Origin of the sequence: Allomesorhizobium aridi (assembly GCF_043769475.1) — a bacterium.
In the GTDB taxonomy this organism is placed as follows: domain Bacteria; phylum Pseudomonadota; class Alphaproteobacteria; order Rhizobiales; family Rhizobiaceae; genus Allomesorhizobium.
This window is the reverse complement of the sequence record NZ_CP171729.1, coordinates 2,165,570-2,188,877: the sequence shown is the minus strand read 5'-3', so window position 1 is coordinate 2,188,877 and position 23,308 is coordinate 2,165,570. Positions and strand designations below refer to the sequence as shown.

The window sequence follows — 23,308 nt, the reverse complement described above, 5'->3', positions numbered from 1 at the left end:
CACGCTCACCGTGACCTCAAATCTCGCCCGCGAGTCGGGTGACATGGATAACGTAGATCGTGGTGAGCGCGGCGGCCGCCAGGGGGGTTATCATGACCACGAGCAGCGGCATCGGCCCGCTCTCCGGCGTCAGCAGCGCTCCGGCCAGCACCGAAAGAGCGGCCCCGCCGCCGATGGTCAGCGCGCCGCCGAGACCCGAGGCGGAGCCGGCCAGGTGCGGCTTGACGCTTACGATGCCAGCATTGGCATTGGGCAGCGTCATGCCGTTGCCGGCCCCGACAAAGAACACCGGCCCGAACAGGGCCAGCGCATAGAGATGGCCCGCATAGAGCAGGAGGATCGCCAGGGCGAGCCCGGAGCAGGCTATGATACTGCCGGCCAGCATCATGCGGTTCAGTCCAATCCGCCTCGAATAGCGCCCGGAAATGAAATTGCCGAGCATGTATCCGACGGAGATGATGCCGAAATAGAAGCCGTATTGCGAGGGCGACAGCTTCAGCATCTCCGTCGCCACATAGGGCCCTCCGCCGAGGAAGGCGAAAAACGCGCCGGAGGCGAAGGTGGCGGTCAGCGTATAGCCCCAGAACCGGCGCGAGCCGAGCAGTTCGGGATAAGACCGGAACTGCTGGGCGAAGCTCGCCGTCCTGTCATGATTGGTCTCGCCGAGGTCGATATGGACGATGGCGATGGCGATCAGTCCGAAAGCCAGCGTCAGCACGAAACCCGCCTGCCAGCCGTAAAGCTCGTCGAGCACGCCACCGATGAGCGGCCCGACCATCGGCACGACGCTCATGCCCATGGTGATGTAGCCGATCTTGCTTGCCGCTTCCGCGGTTTCGACCGTGTCTCGCACGACGGCGCGCGACAGCACCATTCCGGCGGCAGAGAAGGCCTGGAAAATCCGGCAGACGAGAAATGCCTCGATCGTCGGCGCGTAGATCGCCGCCAGCGTGGCGAGGAGAAATATGCCGAAGCAGGCAAGCAGCACCGGCCTTCGCCCGAACCGGTCGGAAGCGGGGCCGATCAGCAGCTGGAGCAGGGCTGTGGCGGCAAGATAGAGCGAGACGGCGAGCTGCACCACGGCGTAGTCGGCGGAAAAATAACGCGCCATGCCGGGCAGCGACGGCAGGAAGACGTTCATGGCGAGCGGTCCGACGGCAGCAGCCATGACCAGCGTGGCAAGGCTGGGCGGCGTCGTGTTGCCGAAGGAGCCATTCGCCATGGCTACATGCCGTCCGGCGCCATTGCCGGCGTGGTGCTTCGGGCGGCGGGCAGTCGGCTGCCGACGACGCGCTCGCGATAGAGCGTGTAGAGGCCCGAACCGACTATGATGGTCGCGCCCGCGATCATCGCCGTGTCGGGAACGTCGCCGAACACCAGGAAGCCGAGCAGTATCGCCCAGAGCAGCGCCGTGTAGCGGAAAGGCGCGACGAAGGAGATGTCGCCGCCGCGCATCGCCATGATGATGAAGTGGTAGCCGAAGAGCAAAAGCACGGCGGCAAAGGCCAGGAGACCGACCGACGCCGGGCGCATCGGCGCCCATCCGCCGAGCGGCGCGACCAGGAAGGCGCCGCATATGGTCACGACGCCTGCGGTTACAGTCGAGATCAGCAACGTCGGCACGCTTTCGGGGATGCGCCTTGTGGCAAGGTCGCGCACGGCGCAGAAGCCGACGCAGAGCAGCACCGACAGGGCGTAGATGTTGAAGCCCTCGAGGCCGGGGCGGACGATGATCATGACGCCGGCAAAGCCGGCCGCGATCGCCAGCCAGCGGCGCCAGCCGACGCCTTCGCCAAACACCAGCGCCGCGCCCATGGTCACGGCCAAAGGCAGCGCCTGAAGCACGGCCGAGACATTCGCGATCGGCAGATTCGCCAGCGCGATCAGGAAGAAGAAGGTGCCGCCGAGCTCACCTACGGCTCGCACCGCCACCTTGGGATGGAATGCGAAGCGCGGCGTTTTCAGTGCACCCCGGCGCCAGGCGAGCAATCCGATCAGTACCGTCGCGAACAGCCCGCGCACCAGCATCACCTGGCCCATGTTCATCTCGGCCGAGGCGAGCTTGACCAGCGTGTCGTTCATGGTGAAGCCGGCCATCGACACCGACATGAACACGGCGCCGCGAAGATTGGGGGAAAGAGGCAAGGGGTTTTCCGATTCCCGGGCTATTCGCCTCCGGATGTAGCATCCGGGAACTAAACCGCAATGGCAAAGCGATGGGCCACGCGGCGGCGCGGCCTAACGCTCGGGATTTGGCGGCTTCGATGTTCGGCAGCTGCCTTTATTCCGGCGTCAGCACTTCCGTGCCGGTGCCTTCCTTGCCGGCAATGGTCCAAAGACCGTCCAGGGTTCCGTCGTCCTGCACCTTATAGATGACGAGGCCGACCGCTTCGCCCATGACATAGGCGGCCGCGAACGAATCGTCGTTCCGCGAGCAGATGCCGTTCGAGCCGGTGCCGCCGGTCTCCCACACGATCTCGCAGGTGGTGTCGCTGATCAGCGTGATCTCGGCCGTGCCCGCGTAGTTCGAGCCGTCGAGATTGGTGCCGGCGACCGAATAGGAGCCACCGATCGATTGCGCCGCCGCCGGAAAAATCGCGAAAGCCGCCACACATGCCGATAGAAGAAGTCTACGCATTAGAATCCCCCAAGCCTAGTACCGCGAGGGCGACGCTATGCCTGAAACGGGATGCGGTAAATGGGGGCGCGGCCGCCCTCGCAAAATATACCTTGGCGCAGACCCGGAGTGCGTCCGCTCAGCCGCCGGTGACGCTCATGTGGCGGGAGACGGCCGGGCGGCGGGTCGTACGGTCGATGATGAAGTCGTGGCCCTTCGGCTTGCGGCCGATCGCCTCGTCTATGGCGTTAGACAGGAGCTCGTTGCCTTCGGAGGCGCGCAGCGGGGCACGCAAATCGGCGGCATCGTCTTGGCCGAGGCACATATAGAGCGTGCCGGTGCAGGTCAGCCGCACGCGGTTGCAGCTTTCGCAGAAATTGTGTGTCATCGGCGTGATGAAGCCGAGCCGGCCGCCGGTTTCGGCGACCTCGACATAGCGGGCGGGGCCGCCGGTCTTGTAGGGGATGTCGGTCAGCGTGAACTGCCGCTCGAGGCCGGCACGCACCAGCGATAGCGGCAGGTATTGATCGGTGCGGTCCTCGTCGATCTCGCCCATCGGCATGGTTTCGATGACCGTCAAGTCCATGCCGCGGCCATGCGCCCAGCGCATCAGTTCGGGCAGCTCGGCGTCGTTGAAGCCTTTTAGCGCCACCGCGTTGATCTTGACCTTAAGTCCGGCGGCCTGCGCAGCGTCGATGCCCGACATGACGCGGTCGAGATTGCCCCAGCGGGTGATGGTGCGGAATTTCTGCGGATCCAGCGTGTCGAGCGAGACGTTTATGCGTTTGACGCCGCAATCGGCGAGTTCAGCGGCAAAGCGCGAAAGCTGCGAGCCGTTGGTGGTCAGCGTCAGCTCATCGAGCGCGCCGCTTTCCAGATGCCGCGAAATCTGACGCACGAGGTGCATGACGTTCTTGCGCACCAGCGGCTCGCCGCCGGTCAGCCTGAGCTTCCTGACGCCCTTTTCAATGAAGACCGTGGTCAGCCGGTCGAGTTCCTCGAGCGACAGGAGATCCTTCTTCGGCAGGAAGGCCATGTCCTCGGCCATGCAGTAGGTGCAGCGGAAGTCGCAGCGGTCGGTCACCGACACGCGCAGGTAACTGATCGTTCGGCCGAAGGGGTCGATCATGTCCATGCCAGGCGCTTCCTTTGTCCGGTCATCGCGGCGGTCGTTGTATTCGTCTATGTCGTACGATCCGACGCCGCGATCAAGCTATTCCGTCTCGTCAAATGGTAACAAGTTCGAATGCGACACGCAGACGCCGCTTCCGTCGCCCAGCGATTTGCGGCTTTTCGCACGGTCGAAAGCGGCGTAGGGATTGGCCAAAGAGGATGAGGCAGACATGATGACGGCGCCAAAGGAACTGCGGGTCTCCAAGGATCGCAAGACGCTGACGGTCACGTTCCCCGACCACGAAGCGTTCGACCTCCCCGCCGAGTTCCTGCGCGTCGTGTCGCCTTCGGCCGAAGTGCAGGGCCATTCGCCCGAGCAGCGCGTGACGGTGCCGGGAAAACGGAGCGTTGCCATCCTGAAGATCGAGCCGGTCGGGAACTACGCCGTGCGCATCACCTTCGACGACATGCACGACACCGGCATCTTCACCTGGACCTACCTTCATACGCTCGGCCATGAAAGGGACGAGCGCTGGAACGCCTATCTCGCCGAGCTTGCCGAAAAGGGCCTGAGCCGCGATTAGTTTTTCGCAAAGGCGTCATGCCGGCAGGATAGGCGCAGGGATTGGAGATGCTGCAATGCCGGTCATAACCACGGTCGAAGAACTCGAAGCGCTTTACGGCCGTCCCGGCGAAGCGTCGCTGGTGAAGGAACTCGACCAGATCATCCCGGAGTATGCGGCTTTCATCGAGGCGTCTCCGTTCGTGGCGCTTGCGACCAGCGGGCCGGAGGGACTGGACTGCTCGCCGCGCGGCGACGTGCCGGGGTTCGTGCGCATCCACGACGCCACGACGCTGATGATGCCCGACCGGCGTGGCAACAACCGGGCTGATTCGCTGAAGAACATCGTTCGCGACGGCAGGGTAGGGCTCCTTTTCCTGGTTCCAGGCTCGGGCACGACCCTGCGGGTGAACGGCCGTGCGGAGATCACCACCGATGCCGCGCTGTGCGCTAGCTTTGCTGTGGAAGGCAAAGCGGCGCGTTCGGTCATCGTGGTCGCGGTCGAAGCCGTCTATTTCCAGTGCGCTCGCGCCATCCATCGCTCGGAACTCTGGAATCCGGAAAGGCATATCGACCCGAGATCGCTGCCGACGCCGGGCGATATCCTGGCGGCGACAAGCAGGAACAGGATCGACGGGGCCGTCTACGACAAGGAATGGCCGGAGCGGGCGAAGCAGACGATGTGGTGAGCGGCGGCGATCAGCCTTCCTTCAGCATGTCCTCGATCCGCCGCATCTGTTCGCCCATCATATCGCATTCCCTGTGGCTCGACTGCGCCATCACCCGCTCGATCAGCGACGAGTAGACTTTCAGCGCCCGCATCAGCAGCGCTTCGCCTTCGGCGGTCAGCGAAAGCCGCATGATGCGCTTGTCCTTGGCGTCGCTCTCCCGGCGCACCACGCCGCGATGTTCGAGCTGGGGCAGGAGCATGGTGATGTTGGAGCGGCCGACCAGAAGCTTGCGGGCGAGGTCGTGCTGCGACATGCCGGGATGGCGGTAGAGGTTCATCAGCATGTCGAGCTGCGCCAGCTTCAGGTCGAGCGGCTGCAGCGCCTTGGTCAGCGCGTTCACAACCGCCTTTTCGGCGCGCACGAGCGCGATCCAGTTGCGAAAGCGCGGATTGTCCCAGGGCAGGTCTTGCTTATTGTTCATCTTTGAACTAGTATGTTCACACTTGAACTAACTGATGGATCGCAACTATGGCATCATTTGGGATGAAGGTCATCCGTGGTCTGTTCGGCGCAGCGGAACACGTCGCGCCGGCACTGGCCGGACGCGCGGCATTCAATCTGTTTTGCCGGACCCCAGGCAGGCGTTCGCTGACCGCCGGCGAGCGCCGCGCCATCGAGCAGGCCCGGACGTTCATGCAGGAGGCGCGTCATCACTGTCTTCGAACCCGCTCCGGTTGCGTCATGGTGCATGAGTTCCGGCCAGCGCGAAAGGCGATCGGCACCGTGCTGGTCATCCATGGCTGGCGGTCGCGCACGGAGTACATGCGCTCGATGATCGACGGTTTTCGCGGCGCAGGGTTTCGCGTCATGTCGCTCGACCTTCCAGGCCACGGCCACTCATCCGGTCGGCGGCTGAACATGGTGACCGCAGTCGATGCCGCTCAGACAGCCGGCGAGTGGTTCGGGCCGTTCGCGGCGGTCGTCGGCCATTCCTTCGGCGGCGCGGTCGCGGTCAATGCGGCCGTTGGCTCCGTCCCGGGCATTGCGCCGCTGGCCGCCGAGCGGCTGGTGCTGATTGCTGCGCCCAACGCAATGTCGGACGTGTTCGAGGGGTTCGGCCGCTCCGTCAACCTCGGCCGGCGGACCTATTCTTCCATGGCCGGACAGGTCCGGCGCATTTCCGGCCGCGCGCTCGCCGATTTCAACGGATCGCGGCAACTGGCCAGCGTGCCGGTTCCAGCACTTGTCATCCATGCGCCGGACGATCGTGAAGTGCCTGCTGGCGACGCCATGATGCTTGCAGCAGCCGGCGATCACGTTCGGCTCCACTGGGTCGAGGGGCTCGGCCACCGCCGCATTCTGTCCGACCCGGCGGTGGTGGAACGGTCGGTCGGGTTCGTGACCGAGCGGCAAGAGCCCGCCCTCGTCCATTGAGCGCCCGCCGCTCCCGCGCGGCGGTTGCCGGTCGTCGATTCCCGTGAACAAAATCCCGCGGTCGGGAGTTTCGGTCATACATATCGCAAACCAGAACCGAAGAGCGCGACCATGAACAAGCGGTATCGAGAGACCGGACAGGACCAGGATCAAAAACGCGGGCTCCAGCAGGAAGAGGTCCAGCGAGAGCGCGCGCGCCAGCAGAGCGGCGATCCGCGCGAAAATGACGAAAGCCGTGCGGACCGGGGCCGCCAGCGAAGCCAGCCCGGCCGCGGTCAGAGCCAGTCCGAAGACATCCCGCCGCGTCAGCAGGGTGGTTGGCAGAGCGAGATGGAGCGAGAAATCGAGGAACGGAGCGGACCGCAGTCGGAACGCAACGATTAGCCGCGCAAATGTGCTCCATGCCTGAAAAAGGCCTCACGTCAAGGCGACAGGAGGTGGTCAGAAAATTTATAGACTCTTAACGAAATCAGTATGAATCGGTATAGTCGCGACGCGTTGCCGCCATCCGGCGATCCGATCAATTCGCGGCGAACGAAGAGGAGCCGGCCGGCTTTGCCCGGCCGGAGCAGGTATTCTGATGGGTTTCGTGGCAAAGACGATCGTATCACTTCCGCTGGCGGTGGTCGCAATCACGCTGGGTCTCGGCGCGCCACCGAGCCATGCGCAAAACCTGTTCGAGATACTGTTCGGCGGCGGTCTCAACAACAGCCGCCGGGTTGAATCTCCGCAGCGCCCGCGAGTGCAGAGGCAACATAGAAGCGCCTCTCCGGCGCCGAAGATTACCGGGCCATCCTACTATACCTACAAAGTGGATCCCTTGGTTCGGGTCGATTTCGCGGTCCTGTCCACCGCCAGCCACACGGTCTCCTTCGAACCGTCGCTGACGGGGTCGGCGTTTCGGGAGGCGACCGCCGGCCTCGCCGATTTCGAGCTCTACGCGGAAAAAGACATAGCCAAGGCCCTGGCCGAGCATTATTCGGCCAACCCCCAGTTTATTTGGGTGACCGGCTCGACCGCCAATGGCCGTGCTATCGAAGCCGTGCGGGTATTGAGCGAAGCCGACAGCCATGGGCTTTCGCCTGCCGATTACGCGATCACCATACCAGGCGCCGCTTATTCGCTCGATGCCGCCGCGGCGCGTCAGCGCGAGATGATCCGCTTCGAGATGGCGCTCTCGGCGCGTGTCCTGCGCTATGTTCGCGACGCTCAGGGCGGCCGCATCGATCCGAACCGGCTCTCGGGCTATCATGACTTCCCGGCCAAACCAATAAACCTGGCCGCCGTCCTGAAGACGCTCGCGCATACGCAGGAGGTGCGGACCTTCCTCGAATCGCGCTATCCGCAGAACCCCGAGTACCAGGCGCTGAGGGTCGAACTGGAGGCGTTGCGGGCGAGTTCGGAAAACGAGATCGTCGTGGATGCCAAGCTGCTTTTGAAGCCCGGCGAAACCAGCCCGGAGCTGCCCAAGCTCCTGCAACTCGTCGCCCGCGACGTCGATGACGAATTCGGCGGCGAACATGGCGAGACGCTGTGGCGGCTCGGCCGCAGCGAGCGCTATTCCGAGGAACTCGTTCCCGTGATCAAGGCCGTCCAGGAGAAGCACGGCCTGAAGCCCGACGGGGTGATCGGCCCGCGCACCGTCGCCACGCTCGCGGGCACCTCCAAGGCCGACCGCCTCGACAAAGTGACCTTCGCGCTGGAACAGTTGCGCTGGCTTCCATCGGATCTCGGCAGCCCGCGCGTGTTCATCAACCAGCCGGCCTATACGGCGAGCTACATCGAGGGCGGCCAGGAAAAGCTGAACATGCGAGTGGTCATCGGCAAGCCCTCCAACCAGACCAGTTTCTTCTTCGACGAAATCGAGCAGGTCGACTACAATCCCTATTGGGGCGTGCCGCAGTCGATCATCGTCAACGAAATGCTGCCCAGGCTGCGCCGCGATCCCGGCTATCTCGACCGTTCCGGCTACGAGGTCACGGATTCCAGGGGCAGGCGGATTCCGTCCTCGGCGATCAATTGGGGCGCGTACGGCTCAAAGGTTCCATTCAACGTGCGCCAGACGCCGAGTGAGGCAAACGCGCTCGGCGAACTGAAGATTTTATTCCCCAACAAGCATGCCATCTACATGCACGACACACCGCAAAAGGCGCTGTTCGATCGCGATTTACGCGCCTTCAGCCATGGCTGCGTGCGCCTGAAGGACCCGCGCGGCATGGCCGCGGCCGTGCTCGGCACGACCGTCGAGCATGTCGAGGGGAAGCTGAAAGAGGGTCATTCCTCGGAGAAGGTGACGCGCAAGATCCCGGTCTATGTCGCCTATTTCACCGCATGGCCTGACATCAACGGCAAAGTCGAATATTTCGGCGACATCTATGATCGCGACGCAAGGCTGAAGACCGCGCTTGAAAAGACCGAAGAATTGCGCGCTCCGAGCAGCTGAGATCTCCCGTTCCCGCCGCGGCTTGCTTGCCGCGCCGAGAACGGGAGTTCGCCCGCCCCACCTCAGACGATGAAGAAATCGGCGTTGGTCATGGCAAGCCCGGCGTCGAGCGTTGCGAAATGAACGTCGCCGCCGGCGACATTGCCGTTGCTGTCGTAGATCAGCCGGCCGGTGCCGCGCCGTGGGCAGGCCCCCTATTCGGACGGCGAACTGGACTTCATGAACCGCCTAGTCGCGAAACTTTCAGCCATGGCGAAGCGCCCGCGCTTTTGACGCCTTCCGGCAGGTGCTCCACATGAACGCGGCGTTCATGCGCTTGCTGGGCGACCGCCTCGACGTCCGCAATGGCGGCCTTCATGCCGTCAATCCGGCCTCCCGGTCGCGGGCGCGGCGCACGATTTTTCTCGGGCTTGCGCGTGTCGTGCTTGCGATCGACGATGTCGATCAGCCCAGGGCAAGCAGGCGGGCGCGGAGATGCTGTGCACGGTTTTCGGGCTGATCCTGTCGGAGGCGCGGCCCGGCGCGCGGATTGGCACGGGCGAGGCGCTTCGCGAGCCGCCGCCGCCGCCGAGAGCATTTCCTTCGAAACCGCACACACCAGGCTTAAGGACATCTTCGACAAGACCGGAACGAGCCGCCAGGCGGAACTCGCAGCGCGCTCGTCAGCCGATCTGTCGCGACGCCATGTCTTGCGACGCAAGGGGCGGTTCCCCGCAAGGCAAGGGCCGGTGCGAACCGTTGGCGCCGGGAGAAATGGTGGGCGATGACGGGCTCGAACCGCCGACATCTTCGGTGTAAACGAAGCGCTCTACCAACTGAGCTAATCGCCCGATGCGGCGGACGTTTAAGCGGTTCGCCTGTTCTCTGCAAGGACAAATCGCTGCGTTTTCGGCGGCGAAGGCGGCGTTTCGGCGGGCTTTGCAAAAGCCTGCGCCGAATGCCGGTAATGAGCCGTCGCAGCGCTTGACAGGCCTTCCCGAACCCCTTAATCCCACGCCCAACGACGCCGCGCAGTTCTCGCGGCGCCAGTGCGCGGGTGTAGCTCAGTCGGTTAGAGTGCCGGCCTGTCACGCCGGAGGTCGCGGGTTCGAGCCCCGTCACTCGCGCCATTTATCAGGTACTTAGCTGTACTGACTGCTGAAAGACTTTGAACGCCAGACCGGCTGTCAAAGTCTTTTTTGCTTTTTCGGACCTCATTTCTTCGCCTTCAGACGCTGGCACCAGACCTTGCGGGCCTCGTCGCGACGGCGAGAGGGCTATTCGCTCGCTTGCGTCATAAAACAGCGAATCCGACCGCGAGCCCCAAAAGCGATGCGGCAAGAATGATCTCGGTGAAACTGATCGACATGGGGTCTCCTCCCTCTTTGACAGCAGACACCAGAGGCGCGGCCCTGTCCAATCACCTTGGATAGCTCACATAAATTTGGCGTGTGCCGCCGCCGGGAGACGTACAGGCGTCGCCGGCAGATGCGGAAGATCGCCGGGTCTTCGCCGCAAGCGCATTTTTTGCTCAATCCCCGGTTTAGGCCAGGGCTGTAACGAACGCGCCGGCCATGCTAGGAATGGCGGGCAGTTCGAGGGAGCCACAACATGCCACGCGTGCTTGTCCTGACGCTATTGACCGCCGTGGTCGCCATTTCCGGTTGCCAGTCGCCAACGACGCAGGTGGCGGGCAGGCCGTGCAATCCGAGAATGGACGACGCCGGCTATTGCTACGGCATCGCGCTTCCTCCGCTGCCCGGACGCTGAGCCGGACGGCTCCGTTACGGCGCGGACGGCGGTACATATGGCTGATTACAGTTCGTGGGGAGCCGCAATCGCGATCTCGCGCTGACCCCGAAAACCAGAATCGGTTTGCGTCGGTTCAAAGTCTAGAGTGTCCTAAGGGACGCGCTGGGCTCTAAAGGTAGTTGCTGACCTTCTTGCCGGCTTTCAGGAAACGCAACGGATCGATCGCATCGCCATTGCGGCGGATCTCGTAATGGAGATGTGGGCCGGTCGAGCGGCCGCTGCTGCCAACCTTGCCGATCTCCTCGCCGCGGCTGACTGCCTGGCCTTCCTTGACGCCGATCTTGCTCAGATGCGCGTAGCGCGTGGTGAAGCCGCCGGTGTGCTCGATCTCGACCATGCGGCCGTAGCCGCCGTTCCAGCCGGCCTTGACGACCTTGCCGGCCGCACTCGCCCTGGCGGGCGCTCCAACGGGTGCGCGGAAATCCATGCCCGAATGATGCGCAGGCATGCCGAGCAGAGGATCCTTGCGCACACCGAACGTGCTGGAAATCGAACGGCCCGGCGCGGGATTGGCGATCGGCAGCCGCAGCGCTTCCTTCTTCATGCGGTCAAGCAGATCGAGCGCTTCGTCGAGCTCCTGAACCTTGGTCTCAAAGCCGATCGGATTACCGACCGCGACCAGCGGCCCGCCGACGCCGTCTTTGCCGAAATCGCCATCGACCGGAAGCCCTGCCGATTCCAGCGCGTCCGAGATCGCATCCGCCGTCTGGTAGGCGCTGTCGGCGAGCGTGGTGATGCGGGCGAGTTGCTCGGTCTCGATCGAACGCAGCGACTGGTTGATGGCGATGAACAGCCGGTCGGCCTGGTCGGCGGACGTTTCGTCAGGCCGCCGCGAGGCGTTGCGGGTGGACCAGAAAGAGAAGGGCTTCGCGGCGGCCGGGGCCATACCGGCGAGATCGAAGGGGCTCTCAGCTGCTGTCAGGCCGGCGCGGATCTCGGGCTTGGCGGCGGGCGCCGGAACTGTTGCAGGCAGCTGCGGAGCGGCGGTGGCGCGGTCGAGAATGGGTTCCAGCCGGCCGTGGCGCTGGGTCAGTTGCGACTGGCGGTGGAGAAGTTCGCTGACCTTGGTTTCCATCAGTTGCTGATCGAGCAGCTGGCGGCTGGTGATGCGGTCGACCTGCGCGCGTAGCGCCGAGATCCGGTCCTCATAGGCCTGCTGCACGCGCGCCTGACGGGCGGTGGCCGCCCCGATCAGATCGTCGCGCAGCACGAGGTAGGAGGTTGCGAGCAGGTAGCCGACGGCGATCGCGGCCAGAGCCGAGCCGAGAAAGGCGGCGACCCAGGGACGTATGGTGAAGTGCCTGATCTCGTCGCCGCGCGCGATGATGATCGTATGCGGTTCCTTACGCCTGCCGAAAACCGCCGCCTGACCGGATTTTGCCACGACTTCCCAACCCCAGCCCACAATGCGGCGATTACACATTATTAGGGTTAACAAAGCTTTGCCTGACACGGGATGCGCGGAGGCGAGGGACCGTCGGCGCAAAAAATGCCCGCCACTAAGTGGCAGGGCTCTGTTGCTGCCGTGAGACGGTATTCATCCGCAAATTGTGCGGCGGCGTCCCTTAGTCCACGAAGAGCAAGAGCAGAATGATGATCGGTATCGGGATGCCGAGCATCCAGAGCAATACGCCGCGCAACATGCATTTCTCCCGCGCTGATCGTTCGGGATGCAAACGCTGCCAGGGAGGAAACGGTTCCGAGAGGGTTAGAGCGCCTGCACCGCTTCAAGTACTTCCGCGGCATGGCCGGGCACCTTCACCTTGCGCCAGACGCGGGCGATCTTGCCGTCACGATCGATGAGGAAGGTCGTGCGCTCGACGCCCATATATTTGCGGCCATACATGCTTTTCTCGGCCCAGACGCCGTAGGCGTCGATCGCTTGGCGCTCCTCATCGGCGGCGAGGTCGATCGTCAGGCCGTACTTGGCCTTGAATTTGTCATGTTTCTTCGCGTTATCCGGTGAAATGCCGATGATGATCGCGCCGGCCTTTTCGAAATCGGACTTCAGGGCGGAAAAATCGATCGCTTCGGCCGTGCAGCCGCTGGTATCGTCCTTGGGGTAGAAATAGAGGACGACGGCTTTGCCCCGAAGGGCCGAAAGCGTCAGCGCTCCGCCGCCATCGCGGGGCAATTCGAACTGTGGTGCGTCCTGTCCCGGCGCAAGTTCAGTCATCTCGAAGCCCTTGTTTTCTACAACATGCGAGCAGGCAGGGTTATAGTATCCTTGGCGGATTCGTCCACGAGGGAAATTCAACGCAGGATATCGGGTGGATCACGAGTTACAGACGCACGAGAAGATTCGCTTCAGGCGCGACGAGATCGTCGATCTCGGCGCTTTCCCATCGGCTGAAGGGCAGGATCTCGGGCCGGCGCGTCCGCGGCTGATGTGGCGCGCGGCCAATGTTGTTGTTGTCAGCTTCGCGGTCGCCGTCACTTTTCTCGGGCTTGTTGCAGGCTTGCTTTACGTGGCGGGCGTGTCGGGCTTCGGATCGGAGAGGCTGCGCGCGGAAGCCGAAAAGGCGATCAGCGCCGTAGCCGGCATCGATATCGACGCGGCGATCGGCCCGGCCCATTTGTCGCTCGACGGCTCCAGCCTCGTGGCGCTCGAAGTGCGCGACGTCAGCCTGAAGAAGAGAGAAGACGGCGCGCCGATGATCGACGCCGGCGCCATACGGTTCGGCGTTCGCTTCCTGCCGCTGCTTTCCGGCAATGTGAGACTCGGGAGCGCATCGATTTCCGATGCCCGCATCATGGCCGCTTCGATGCCCGATTCCGACGGCGTCGACTGGACGAACGTGCTGCGCAATGGCGAGGGCCTGCTCGATCCAAACCGGGTCGTCGAGGTGGTATTCGACCGCGTCCATCGCGCGCTCGATGCTGTTCGGCCGGGATCGACCGACCGCATCCACCTGGAGAATGTGGAAGTGGTCCTGCCCGAGGACGGCCGGGTCAGGGTCGTCCGGATCGTCAACGCGACGCTCGCGGCCTCCGGCCCTGGAAAGCTGACGTTTTCCGCGGCGACCGAGGTCGACGGCCGCTCCGTAACGCTAGACGGTTCGGCGGTGCGCGACCCGATATCGCGGCGCATCAGCGTGCTCGACCTCGAACTGGCCGCCGCGACTCCGGAGCCGGCTGCGCCTGGCGACCAGGCGAGCCAAGGGGCGAACCACCTCGGCGCGATCGACTTGAAACTTTCCGGACAAGAGGGAATAGGCGCCGAGCCGGCGCGGCTGGCCGCGGCCATGACGCTGCACGAATCAGCGCTCGATCTCGGCGCGCGCGGCGTCTTCACCGGCAGTGCGTCGGTCGACGCGATGCTTGTCGCCGGTTCCGGCAAGATCGAGATCAATCGGCTCCACCTAGCCAGCGGACGCAACAATTTCGACTTCAACGGCGCGGTCGGACCGAAGCCGCCGAGCGACGAAGCCGGCGACGAGCCGGCCTATCGCTACGAACTTGTCAGCACCAACAGGGCCACGCTGGCGCCAGGCGATTCGCCGGAGCCGGCGCTCGACATCATAGCGCAAATAAGCGGGATCTATGCCGTTGGCAGCAACCGGCTCGTCGCCGAAAAGGTAGCGATCAGCAGCGGGCAGGGCGAGGCGCTCGGCTCCGCTGCGGTCGAGTTTGCCGCTGGCAAGGCGCCAGGTTTCGCGGTGGCCTTCACGGTGAACGACATGCAGGTATCGCATGTGAAGCAATTGTGGCCGTGGCTCGCTGCTGGGAAGGCCCGGCTCTGGGTGCTTCAGCACGTGTTCGGCGGCAGGGTTCCGGAAGGCCGGGTACAGTTCCGCGTGCTGCCCGGCCGGCTCGGCAACGGCGTTCCGCTGTCGCCGGAAGAGGTATCGGGCCGGTTCGCCGTCGAGGGCGCGCGGTTCGACACGGCCGGGCTCATCCCGCCGGTCCGCGACGCCAACGGCGTGATCGAATTTGCCGGCAACGATGTCGACATCTCGCTGTCGTCAGGCACCGTCTACATGCCGAGCGGCCGAAGCGTGGCGGCCAGCAGTGGGACGCTCACGATCAAGGCGGCGAACCGGCCGCCGGTGATCGGCGCGCTCGATATAAACGTCGCCGGAGACGCCGCCGCGATGACCGAACTGGCAAGCTACGATCCAATAAATGCGATGCGCTTCGTCGGACTGGCGCCGGGCGATTTCAGCGGAACGGTCACCGGCAACGTGAAGGCAGACATACCGCTGAACAAGGGCATAGACCGCAGCAAGCTCGGCTGGCTGGTGGCGCTCGACTATACCGATCTCGCGCTTGCCAAGCCGTTCAACGGCCAGACCGTCAGCGATGCCGACGGCACGATCACGGTCGATCCGTTCAAGGCGGTCATTTCGGCCAAGGCCAGGCTCAATGGGGCGGAGGCGGAAATCGCGCTGCTCGAACCGCTGCGGCCCGGCGCTCCCGAGCGCCAGCGCAAGGTGACGCTCACTCTCGACGACAAAGCGCGCAACGCGCTCGCGCCAGGGCTGTCGCTGCTGGTTTCGGGACCTATGCGCGTGGAACTGGAAGCGCGGGGAACAACGCAGCAGGTCAAGGCCGACCTGACGAATGCCAGGCTCGACATTCCCTGGGCCGGCTGGAGCAAGGGGCCGGGGGTGGCGGCGCAAGCAAGCTTCGCGCTCGACAAGACGGGAGACACCGTGAAGCTCTCGGATTTCGAGCTCACGGGCAAATCGTTCGCGATAGAGGGCGACGTGACGCTGGCGAAGGGCAGCCTGACTTCCGCGAGGTTCGACAAGGTCCAGCTCAATCGAGGCGACGATGTCGACGTCAGCGTGCAGCGAACCGGCAAGGGCTATTCCGTTGCCGTTGAGGGCGCATCGTTCGACGCGCGTTCGCTGATCAAGCAATTCACCTCGGACGCCTCCACGGCAATGAAATCGAGCGGGTCGGGACAGGTTTCGCTGAAGCTCGACGTGTCGAGCCTTGGAGGCTTTCATGGCGAGAGGCTGTCTAACGTGAAGCTCGACTACAATGGAGCCGGCGCCAGGGTGAACGGCCTGTCAGTGGCCGCCGCGTTGGGATCGGGCGGCAAGATGACGGTGGAGAACGCGTCGGAAGGCGGCCGGCGCTCTCTCAAGATGCAGTCGTCCGACGCCGGCGCAATCCTGCGCTTCCTCAACATCTATGAACACATGGAAGGCGGCGCGATCAGGCTCGCGCTTGCGGGCGAGGGCGCCGGGCCGATGCGGGGCCGCGTCGACGCGACCAATTTCTGGGTGGTCAACGAACCCAAGCTTGCCTCGATCGTCTCGACCGCGCCGGCGGGCGGCGACCGCAGCCTGAACCAGGCCGTGCGCAAGGACATCGACACGTCGCGGGTGCAGTTCGAGCGTGGCGCCACACAAATCGACAAGGGCAACGGCTATCTCAGGCTAGACAATGGTGTGCTGCGCGGTCCGATGATCGGCACGACCTTCCAGGGAACGCTCTACGACAAGAACGACCGCATGGACATGACCGGCACGTTCATGCCGGCCTACGGCCTGAACCGCATCTTCGGCGAGATTCCGCTGTTCGGCGTGATTTTGGGTAATGGCCGCGACCGCGGCCTGATCGGCGTGACCTACAAGCTGGAAGGCCCGGTCAAGTCGCCGCAACTCCAGATCAACCCGCTATCGGTCATCGCGCCGGGGATTTTTCGCTCGATCTTCGAGTATCAGTGAGACCGCCCGCTAACTCTACCCTGCCGGCCATCTGAAGCAGTTTTCTGCGCTTCCGGTGCTCACGGACTTGAATGTCCGCTCCGCTCCGGTTCTCGAAAACCACTTCATATGACTCGGCAGGGCGAGTTATCACCCGATCTCAAGGCACCGAACGCTTCACACCGGCCGCACCAGGATATGCTTCTTCTTGCCGAGTGACAGCTTGACCGCGCCGTCGGAAGAGACGTCGGAAAGCGACACCATGCGCCGCTCGTCGGCGACGGGCTGGTCGTTGAGGCGCACCGCGCCGCCCTGGATGTGGCGGCGCGCTTCGCCGTTCGAGGCGGCGAGCCCAGCCATCACGAACAGCGACAGGATTCCGACGCCCGCCTCCAGCGTATGCCTGCCGATCTCGACCGTCGGCAGCGTATCGGCGGTGACACCTTCCTCGAAGGTCTTGCGCGCGGTTTCGCCTGCCTGCTCGGCCGCTGCACGGCCATGCAGCAGCGCGGTGATCTCAGTCGCCAGAATCTTCTTGGCGTCGTTGATTTCGGAGCCGCCGAGCGCTTCAAGCCGCGCGATCTCGGCCATCGGCAGCGTCGTGTAGAGCTTCAGGAAGCGGCCGACATCGGCGTCCTCGGTGTTGCGCCAGTATTGCCAGAAGTCATAGACGCTCATCATCTCCGGATCGAGCCAGACGGCGCCTGACGCCGACTTGCCCATCTTGGCCCCTGACGAGGTCGTCAAAAGCGGCGACGTCAGCGCAAAGAGGGACGCATCCTCCATACGCCGACCGAGGTCGATGCCGTTCACGATGTTGCCCCACTGGTCGGAGCCGCCCATCTGCAGGCGGCAGCCGAAGCGCTTGTAGAGCTCGACGAAGTCGTAAGCCTGCAAAATCATGTAGTTGAATTCGAGGAAGGACAGCGACTGCTCGCGGTCGAGCCGCATCTTGACCGAATCGAAGGCCAGCATGCGGTTGACCGAGAAATGCCGGCCGACGTCGCGCAGGAAATTGACGTAGTTGATCTCCATCAGCCAGTCGGCATTGTTGACCATCAGCGCGCCCCCGGGGCCGTCGCCGAAATTCAGGTAGGGCATGAAATTCCTGCGGATGCCGGCCAGATTGTCCTCGATGTCGGCAGGCGTGAGCAGCTTGCGAGCCTCGTCCTTGAAGGAAGGGTCGCCGATCATCGAAGTGCCGCCGCCCATCAGCGCGATCGGCCGGTGGCCGGTCTGCTGGAGCCAGTGCAGCATCATGATCTGGATCAGCGAGCCTGCATGCAGGCTTTTGGCCGTCGCATCGAACCCGATATAGGCCGTCACCGTTTCCGTCGCGAAGAGCTTGTCGAGACTGGCATCGTCCGAGGTCTGGTGGATGAAGCCGCGCTCGGACATGGTGCGCAGGAAGTCGGACTTGAAGGCGGACATTTTTCTATCCCGGGGAACATCGCGGCGGGTCGCGCCGCCATGGCAAAAGTGATGGCGCGCGTTTAGCATCTACGCCCGAGGAATCACAAGAACAGCGGCGAAAATGATGGCACCCCTCTGCGCGATCGGCCTGATGAGCGGCACGTCCATGGATGGGATAGACGTGGCGATCATGAAGACAGACGGCGAAAACGCTATCGAGACCGGGCCGTCGATGTCGGTGCCATACGATGCAGCGTTCCGCCGCCGCATCGAGGCCGGGCTGGAGACAGCCAAGGCAATCGTCGACCGACTGGACCGGCCGGGCGGCCTCGACGAACTGGAAACCGAGATCAGCCGGCGACACGCACAAGCGGTCGAAGCGTTTTTGAAGACTGAGGCTGGCCATTGGGGCAGGCCGGACATTGTCGCCTTTCACGGCCAGACAGTGCTGCATCGGCCGCTGGCCGGCCTGACGGTGCAGCTTGGCGACGGCGCGCTGCTTGCCCGCGAAACCGGAATTCCCGTGGTCTACGACATGCGCGCCAACGACACGGCGCATGGCGGGCAGGGCGCGCCGCTGGTGCCCGCCTATCACGCGGCGCTGGCGCGATCGCTGCCGGAACCATTTGCCGGGAGGTATCCGATCGTGTTCGTCAACATCGGCGGGATCTCAAACATCACTTATGTTCCAGCGGCCGGCGCGCCGGTGGCCTTCGACACCGGTCCCGGCAACACGCTGATCGACCAGTGGGTCAGCCGGGAGGGCGGCGTGCCGTTCGACGCCGGCGGAACAATCGCAAGCGAGGGCGGCGTGGTGCGCTCCATCGTCGAACGCTACCTGGAAAACCCGTTCTTCGAGAAATCGGGTCCTAAATCGCTCGACCGCAACGATTTTTCACTCGACCTTGCGCGCGGGCTGGAACTTTCGGACGGCGCCAGGACGCTTGCCGCCGTCTCGGCCGAGGCGATCCTGAAATCCGTGGCGCATCTGCCGGCAAAACCCAAACTATGGATCGTCTGCGGCGGCGGGCGAAAAAACCCGCACATCGTTGGCGATCTCCGCTCGGGCGCGGAGAAGGACGGAGCTCAAGTGATCGTCGCCGAGGAGGCGAGACTCGACGGCGACGCGACCGAGGCCGAAGCCTGGGCCTATCTCGCGGTGCGCTCGCTGAAAGGCCTGCCGCTGACCTTTCCGACGACGACGGGCTGCACCGAGGCTGTGACGGGCGGTGTGATCGCGACGCCCGATTGAACCGCCTGACCGGAGCGCTTATTTGGTGGCGGCCATAGCCTTTGATTTGGCGGCAGGCTTCGCCTTCGATGCCGGCTTTGCCTTCGCTGCCGGGGCCTTGGCGGCGACAACCTTAACCGGAGCCTTTTTCGCGGCGGGCTTCGCCGCCTTGGCTGGAGCGGCCTTGGCTTTTGCCGCAGGCTTAGCAGCCTTGGCAGGCGCCTTCTTGGCGGCAGGAACGGCTTCTTCGACCACTGCCGTCGGTGCGTTCTTCTTGATCGATTCTATCGCCTTCGTTGCCGAAGCTTTCGCCTTGTAGCCTTCCGAACTGAATACGATCTCGCCATTGGCGGCGCGATAGCGGAAGCGTGTCTCACCCTTTTTGTCTTTGTAGATTTCGAATTTGCTCACGGGCTGATCCCCTCATGTGAGATTGTGATTCGGTCACAACCAAAAGCTGCCACGCAGTAAGTCGGCTGTCGAGTGACAGGCTAGACTTTCCACCGAAGCGATGCGCGCAGATCGAACAGTTTATGAGGGGATTTTGTTAGCAGTAACTTATAGATCACCGCAGTCTTTTCGGGCGCGGGTCCGACAATTCGCCCGCCAGACGCCGGTCGAGATAGTCGGCGCATTCCTCGATCAGCAACTCCGTCTGGTTGGTGAAGAAATGGTTGGCGCCGGGCAGCGTCTTCTGGGTGATCGTGATGCCCTTTTGCGTGTGCAACTTGTCGACCAGCGCCTGGACATCTTTCGGCGGCGCGACCTTGTCGGCGTCGCCATGGATGATCAGCCCGGAGGAGGGGCAGGGCGCCAGGAAGGAGAAGTCATAGGTGTTGGGCTGCGGGGCGACCGAAATAAAACCCTCGATCTCCGGCCGGCGCATCAGGAGCTGCATGCCTATCCAGGCGCCGAAGGAATAGCCGGCAACCCAGCAGCTCTTTGAATCCGGATGCAGCGACTGGATCCAGTCGAGAGCGGCCGCGGCATCCGACAATTCGCCGGTGCCGTGGTCGAACTCGCCCTGGCTTCGACCGATACTGCGGAAATTGAAGCGCAATGTCGTGAAATTGCGCTTCTGGAACATGTAGAAGAGGTCGTAGACGATCTTGTTGTTCATCGTCCCGCCAAATTGCGGGTGCGGGTGGAGCACTATCGCGATCGGCGCGTTTTTCTCGGTCGACGGCTGATAACGGCCTTCCAGGCGACCCGCCGGACCGGTAAAAATGACCTCAGGCATGAATGACTCCAGTTCCTACAAAAACGCATGCCGGCTGGAACAATTCTTCCTCTGGCCTTGACGCGTGACAGGCGTCTTTCTAGAAGCTAGTTTAGAATTGTTCAAAACTGGGTGGCGGGTGCCGCCCGTTTGGCAAAGCGGGTAAATAGGACGGCTTGCCTTGGAATTTCAAGGAAATAACGTCCGGCCGCGGCCGAATGCAGGCTGATAGGACAGATTGAGCGGAATGGCCGCACCACGCGCCTATCTCGACTACAATGCAAGCGCTCCGCTGCTGCCAGAGGCGCGCGCGGCGATGCTTGCCGCGCTCGACGTCGCGGCCAATCCGTCATCGGTCCACAGTGAGGGACGTGCTGCCCGTAGGATTGTCGAGGAGGCGCGGCGCGACATTGCGGCGCTGGTTAATGCCAAGGCCGAACATGTCGTCTTCACCTCCGGCGCAACGGAAGCGGCGGCGACGCTGCTTTCGCCCGACTGGCGGATGGGACGCGGCGCGATCCGCATGTCGCGGCTCTATGTCTGCGAAGCCGACCATCCCTGCCTGCTGGCAGGCGGCAGCTTCGCCCCGGATCGCGTGACGCGGATCGGCGTAGACGCGCAGGGCGTGATGGATCTGGCAGCCTTGGAGGCAGCGCTCCATGGCCACGACAGAAATGAAGGCCTGGCGCTGGTCGCTGTCCATGCCGCAAACAACGAGACCGGCGTGGTGCAGCCTTTTGGCCGGATCGCGGCGCTGGTGAACGCAGCGGGCGGTGTCCTGGTGCTCGATGCCGTGCAGGCGGCGGGACGGATTCCGCTCGATATTACGGCTGGTTGCGCCGATTTCCTCATACTTTCATCGCACAAGATCGGCGGGCCGAAAGGCGTTGGCGCGATCATCGGCTCGTCGGACCTGATGATGCCTAAGCCTCTGATCGCCGGCGGCGGCCAAGAAAAGGGCCACCGCGCCGGCACCGAGAACCTGCCGGGAATTGTCGGCTTCGGCGCGGCGGCGCGGCATGCTGCGGAAAATCTCGGGCGCATCGATACCGTCCGCGCCATGCGTGACGGCATCGAGGATCTGGTTCTGGCCGCCGCTCCCGACGCGCAGATATTCGGGCGCACCACCGAGCGCCTGGCCAATACGGTGTTCTTCGCCATTCCCGGCATCAAGGCCGAAACGGCGCAGATCGCCTTCGACCTCGCCGGGGTGGCACTTTCGGCCGGGTCCGCATGTTCTTCGGGACGGGTCGGGCCAAGCCATGTCTTGAAAGCGATGGGCTACGCCGATACGGAAGGCGCGCTGCGCGTTTCGATCGGGCAGACGACCACGGCAGCCGAGATAGAGCGGTTCGGAGCGGCGCTGAGCGACCTTTTGGCGCGGCGCGCCGGCAGGACCAGGGCCGCCTGAACGGCGGAAACGGCCGCAAGGCCACGAGCGGTGTGTTTTCGGGACGCTGGTTTGCGATCCCGGCGGGTGAAATGCCCGGAAGGACGCACTATATTGAACTTACGCCGTCCCAGCGGCGCCATAGTTGAAAACTGCCGGGCCTTGAACCCGGCGTGGATGGAGAACGCCGATGCCTGCTGTGCAGGACACGATCGATCGGGTCCGAAAGATCGACGTCGATCAATACAAATACGGCTTTGAGACAGAGATCGAGATGGACAAGGCGCCCAAGGGCCTGTCTGATGACACGATTCGTTTCATCTCCGCGAAGAAGAATGAGCCCCAGTGGATGCTGGATTGGCGTCTCGAAGCGTATCGCCGTTGGGTGACGCTCCAGGAGCCGACCTGGGCGCGCGTCAACTATCCGAAGATCGATTTCCAGGACATCCACTATTACGCCGCGCCGAAGAGCACGCCGGGGCCAACCTCGGCTCGAGGAAGTCGATCCCGAACTGCTTAAGGTCTACGAAAAGCTCGGCATCCCGCTGCGCGAGCAGGAGATTCTGGCCGGCGTGCAGAAGCCGGCGGACCCGGAGCTCGATGAAGCCAACGACAATATCTACAAGTCCGGCCGAGTTGCGGTCGACGCGGTGTTCGATTCCGTATCAGTCGTCACCACCTTCAAGAAGGAACTGGCCCAGGCCGGCGTCATCTTCTGCTCGATCAGCGAGGCTATCCGCGAGCACCCGGAACTGGTGAAGAAATATCTCGGTTCGGTCGTGCCGACCTCCGACAATTATTACGCGACGCTGAACTCGGCCGTCTTTACGGACGGATCGTTCGTGTTTGTGCCGAAGGGCGTTCGCTGCCCGATGGAGCTGTCAACCTATTTCCGCATCAACGAGAAGAACACCGGCCAGTTCGAGCGCACGCTGATCATCGCGGAGGAGGGCGCCTACGTGTCCTACCTCGAAGGCTGCACTGCGCCGCAGCGCGACGAGAACCAGCTCCACGCCGCGGTCGTCGAACTGATCGCGCTGGACGACGCCGAGATCAAATATTCGACCGTGCAGAACTGGTATCCGGGCGACGCGCAGGGCAAGGGCGGCATCTATAACTTCGTCACCAAGCGCGGCGACTGCCGCGGCGACCGGTCGAAAATCTCGTGGACGCAGGTCGAGACCGGATCGGCGATCACCTGGAAATATCCGAGCTGCATCCTGCGCGGCGACGATTCTCGCGGCGAATTCTACTCGATCGCGGTCTCGAACGGCTACCAGCAGGTCGATAGCGGCACCAAGATGATTCATCTCGGCAAGAACACGTCGAGCCGCATCATTTCCAAGGGCATCGCCGCCGGCTTCAGCCAGAACACCTATCGCGGCCAGGTTTCGGCACACCGCAAGGCGTCCAACGCGCGCAACTTCACGCAGTGCGACTCGCTCTTGATCGGCGAGGACTGCGGCGCGCACACCGTGCCCTACATCGAGGCGAAGAACTCGACGGCGCAGTTCGAGCACGAGGCGACGACTTCGAAGATTTCCGAGGACCAACTGTTCTACGTCATGCAGCGCGGCATTCCGCAGGAGGAGGCGATCGCGCTGATCGTCAACGGCTTCGTCAAGGAAGTCATCCAGGAACTGCCGATGGAATTCGCGGTCGAGGCGCAGAAGCTGATCGGCATAAGCCTTGAGGGGAGCGTGGGGTAACCATCGAAAATCGCCTCGAATTGACAGAACGACGCTCCGGCGCCGCAGGGCGCGA

Annotated in this window: 19 protein-coding genes, 2 tRNA genes and 2 pseudogenes; 12 read left to right on the top strand and 11 right to left on the bottom strand. The window is 63.5% G+C overall.

What is annotated here, in order from left to right; translation table 11 throughout:
- Positions 1–16 precede the first annotated feature (16 nt).
- The 4 genes from ACG873_RS12775 to moaA all read right to left on the bottom strand — a co-directional run bounded on the left by ACG873_RS12775 (position 17) and on the right by moaA (position 3,752).
- The gene (locus tag ACG873_RS12775) at positions 17–1,222 is read right to left on the bottom strand and encodes a multidrug effflux MFS transporter (protein WP_394892178.1); all 1,206 of its coding nucleotides are present in this window, start codon (positions 1,220–1,222) and stop codon (positions 17–19) included.
- 2 nt (positions 1,223–1,224) lie between these two features.
- Positions 1,225–2,145: a DMT family transporter gene (locus tag ACG873_RS12770; RefSeq protein WP_394892176.1), complete on the bottom strand. Its 921-nt coding sequence runs from the start codon at positions 2,143–2,145 to the stop codon at positions 1,225–1,227.
- A 136-nt stretch (positions 2,146–2,281) separates the two neighbouring features.
- Positions 2,282–2,638: a hypothetical protein gene (locus ACG873_RS12765; protein WP_394892175.1), complete on the bottom strand. Its 357-nt coding sequence runs from the start codon at positions 2,636–2,638 to the stop codon at positions 2,282–2,284.
- A 118-nt stretch (positions 2,639–2,756) separates the two neighbouring features.
- Positions 2,757–3,752: a GTP 3',8-cyclase MoaA gene (gene moaA, locus ACG873_RS12760; protein ID WP_394892173.1), complete on the bottom strand. Its 996-nt coding sequence runs from the start codon at positions 3,750–3,752 to the stop codon at positions 2,757–2,759.
- A gap of 211 nt (positions 3,753–3,963) precedes the next feature.
- Between moaA and ACG873_RS12755 the strand changes: the two genes are divergently transcribed.
- Together ACG873_RS12755 and ACG873_RS12750 are read left to right on the top strand one after the other, a co-directional pair.
- Positions 3,964–4,314, top strand: a complete 351-nt coding sequence (locus tag ACG873_RS12755) for a gamma-butyrobetaine hydroxylase-like domain-containing protein (protein WP_394893481.1) — start codon at positions 3,964–3,966, stop codon at positions 4,312–4,314.
- Between the two features lie 55 nt (positions 4,315–4,369).
- The gene (locus ACG873_RS12750) at positions 4,370–4,981 is read left to right on the top strand and encodes a pyridoxamine 5'-phosphate oxidase family protein (RefSeq protein ID WP_394892172.1); all 612 of its coding nucleotides are present in this window, start codon (positions 4,370–4,372) and stop codon (positions 4,979–4,981) included.
- Positions 4,982–4,991: 10 nt separating this feature from the next.
- On the opposite strand, the gene ACG873_RS12745 is transcribed toward ACG873_RS12750, so the two are convergent.
- Positions 4,992–5,444, bottom strand: a complete 453-nt coding sequence (locus tag ACG873_RS12745; RefSeq protein WP_394892170.1) for a MarR family winged helix-turn-helix transcriptional regulator — start codon at positions 5,442–5,444, stop codon at positions 4,992–4,994.
- 47 nt (positions 5,445–5,491) lie between these two features.
- Here ACG873_RS12745 and ACG873_RS12740 point away from each other — a divergent pair, with 47 nt between their 5' ends.
- The 4 genes from ACG873_RS12740 to ACG873_RS12725 all read left to right on the top strand — a co-directional run bounded on the left by ACG873_RS12740 (position 5,492) and on the right by ACG873_RS12725 (position 9,339).
- Entirely contained in the window at positions 5,492–6,397 is a 906-nt protein-coding gene (locus ACG873_RS12740) for an alpha/beta hydrolase (RefSeq protein ID WP_394892168.1), read from the top strand.
- Positions 6,398–6,421: 24 nt separating this feature from the next.
- Positions 6,422–6,781, top strand: a complete 360-nt coding sequence (locus ACG873_RS12735) for a hypothetical protein (protein ID WP_394892167.1) — start codon at positions 6,422–6,424, stop codon at positions 6,779–6,781.
- A gap of 196 nt (positions 6,782–6,977) precedes the next feature.
- Positions 6,978–8,840 (top strand): L,D-transpeptidase family protein, encoded by a 1,863-nt coding sequence (locus tag ACG873_RS12730; protein ID WP_394892165.1) that lies wholly within the window; start codon positions 6,978–6,980, stop codon positions 8,838–8,840.
- Between the two features lie 295 nt (positions 8,841–9,135).
- Positions 9,136–9,339 (top strand): hypothetical protein, encoded by a 204-nt coding sequence (locus ACG873_RS12725; RefSeq protein ID WP_394892163.1) that lies wholly within the window; start codon positions 9,136–9,138, stop codon positions 9,337–9,339.
- 255 nt (positions 9,340–9,594) lie between these two features.
- Here ACG873_RS12725 and ACG873_RS12720 read toward each other — a convergent pair.
- Positions 9,595–9,670 (bottom strand) — tRNA-Val (locus ACG873_RS12720).
- A gap of 202 nt (positions 9,671–9,872) precedes the next feature.
- Here ACG873_RS12720 and ACG873_RS12715 point away from each other — a divergent pair.
- Together ACG873_RS12715 and ACG873_RS12710 are read left to right on the top strand one after the other, a co-directional pair.
- Positions 9,873–9,949, top strand: a tRNA-Asp gene (locus ACG873_RS12715).
- 481 nt (positions 9,950–10,430) lie between these two features.
- The gene (locus ACG873_RS12710; RefSeq protein WP_394892161.1) at positions 10,431–10,589 is read left to right on the top strand and encodes a hypothetical protein; all 159 of its coding nucleotides are present in this window, start codon (positions 10,431–10,433) and stop codon (positions 10,587–10,589) included.
- A 151-nt stretch (positions 10,590–10,740) separates the two neighbouring features.
- Here the strand turns inward: ACG873_RS12710 and ACG873_RS12705 are convergent, their stop codons facing one another.
- Both ACG873_RS12705 and ACG873_RS12700 read right to left on the bottom strand, forming a co-directional pair.
- Positions 10,741–12,054, bottom strand: coding sequence for a M23 family metallopeptidase (locus ACG873_RS12705; RefSeq protein WP_394892160.1), 1,314 nt, complete (start codon positions 12,052–12,054; stop codon positions 10,741–10,743).
- A 285-nt stretch (positions 12,055–12,339) separates the two neighbouring features.
- Positions 12,340–12,807, bottom strand: coding sequence for a peroxiredoxin (locus tag ACG873_RS12700; protein WP_394892159.1), 468 nt, complete (start codon positions 12,805–12,807; stop codon positions 12,340–12,342).
- A gap of 94 nt (positions 12,808–12,901) precedes the next feature.
- Between ACG873_RS12700 and ACG873_RS12695 the strand changes: the two genes are divergently transcribed.
- Positions 12,902–16,312 carry an AsmA-like C-terminal region-containing protein gene (locus tag ACG873_RS12695; protein WP_394892157.1) on the top strand — a complete coding sequence of 1,137 codons (3,411 nt, stop codon included), beginning with the start codon at positions 12,902–12,904 and terminating at the stop codon, positions 16,310–16,312.
- A gap of 156 nt (positions 16,313–16,468) precedes the next feature.
- Here the strand turns inward: ACG873_RS12695 and tyrS are convergent, their stop codons facing one another.
- On the bottom strand, positions 16,469–17,722 hold the full coding sequence (gene tyrS, locus ACG873_RS12690) for a tyrosine--tRNA ligase (RefSeq protein WP_394892156.1): 1,254 nt from the start codon (positions 17,720–17,722) through the stop codon (positions 16,469–16,471).
- Positions 17,723–17,828: 106 nt separating this feature from the next.
- Between tyrS and ACG873_RS12685 the strand changes: the two genes are divergently transcribed.
- On the top strand, positions 17,829–18,956 hold the full coding sequence (locus ACG873_RS12685) for an anhydro-N-acetylmuramic acid kinase (protein ID WP_394893479.1): 1,128 nt from the start codon (positions 17,829–17,831) through the stop codon (positions 18,954–18,956).
- A gap of 204 nt (positions 18,957–19,160) precedes the next feature.
- On the opposite strand, the pseudogene ACG873_RS12680 reads toward ACG873_RS12685, so the two are convergent.
- Both ACG873_RS12680 and ACG873_RS12675 read right to left on the bottom strand, forming a co-directional pair.
- Positions 19,161–19,346: pseudogene (locus ACG873_RS12680) on the bottom strand (YegP family protein); the annotation flags it as partial.
- Between the two features lie 154 nt (positions 19,347–19,500).
- Entirely contained in the window at positions 19,501–20,175 is a 675-nt protein-coding gene (locus tag ACG873_RS12675; protein ID WP_394892154.1) for an alpha/beta hydrolase, read from the bottom strand.
- Positions 20,176–20,401: 226 nt separating this feature from the next.
- Here ACG873_RS12675 and ACG873_RS12670 point away from each other — a divergent pair, with 226 nt between their 5' ends.
- Together ACG873_RS12670 and sufB are read left to right on the top strand one after the other, a co-directional pair.
- The gene (locus ACG873_RS12670; protein ID WP_394892153.1) at positions 20,402–21,565 is read left to right on the top strand and encodes a cysteine desulfurase family protein; all 1,164 of its coding nucleotides are present in this window, start codon (positions 20,402–20,404) and stop codon (positions 21,563–21,565) included.
- Between the two features lie 169 nt (positions 21,566–21,734).
- Positions 21,735–23,253, top strand: a pseudogene (gene sufB, locus ACG873_RS12665) (Fe-S cluster assembly protein SufB).
- Positions 23,254–23,308 lie beyond the last annotated feature (55 nt).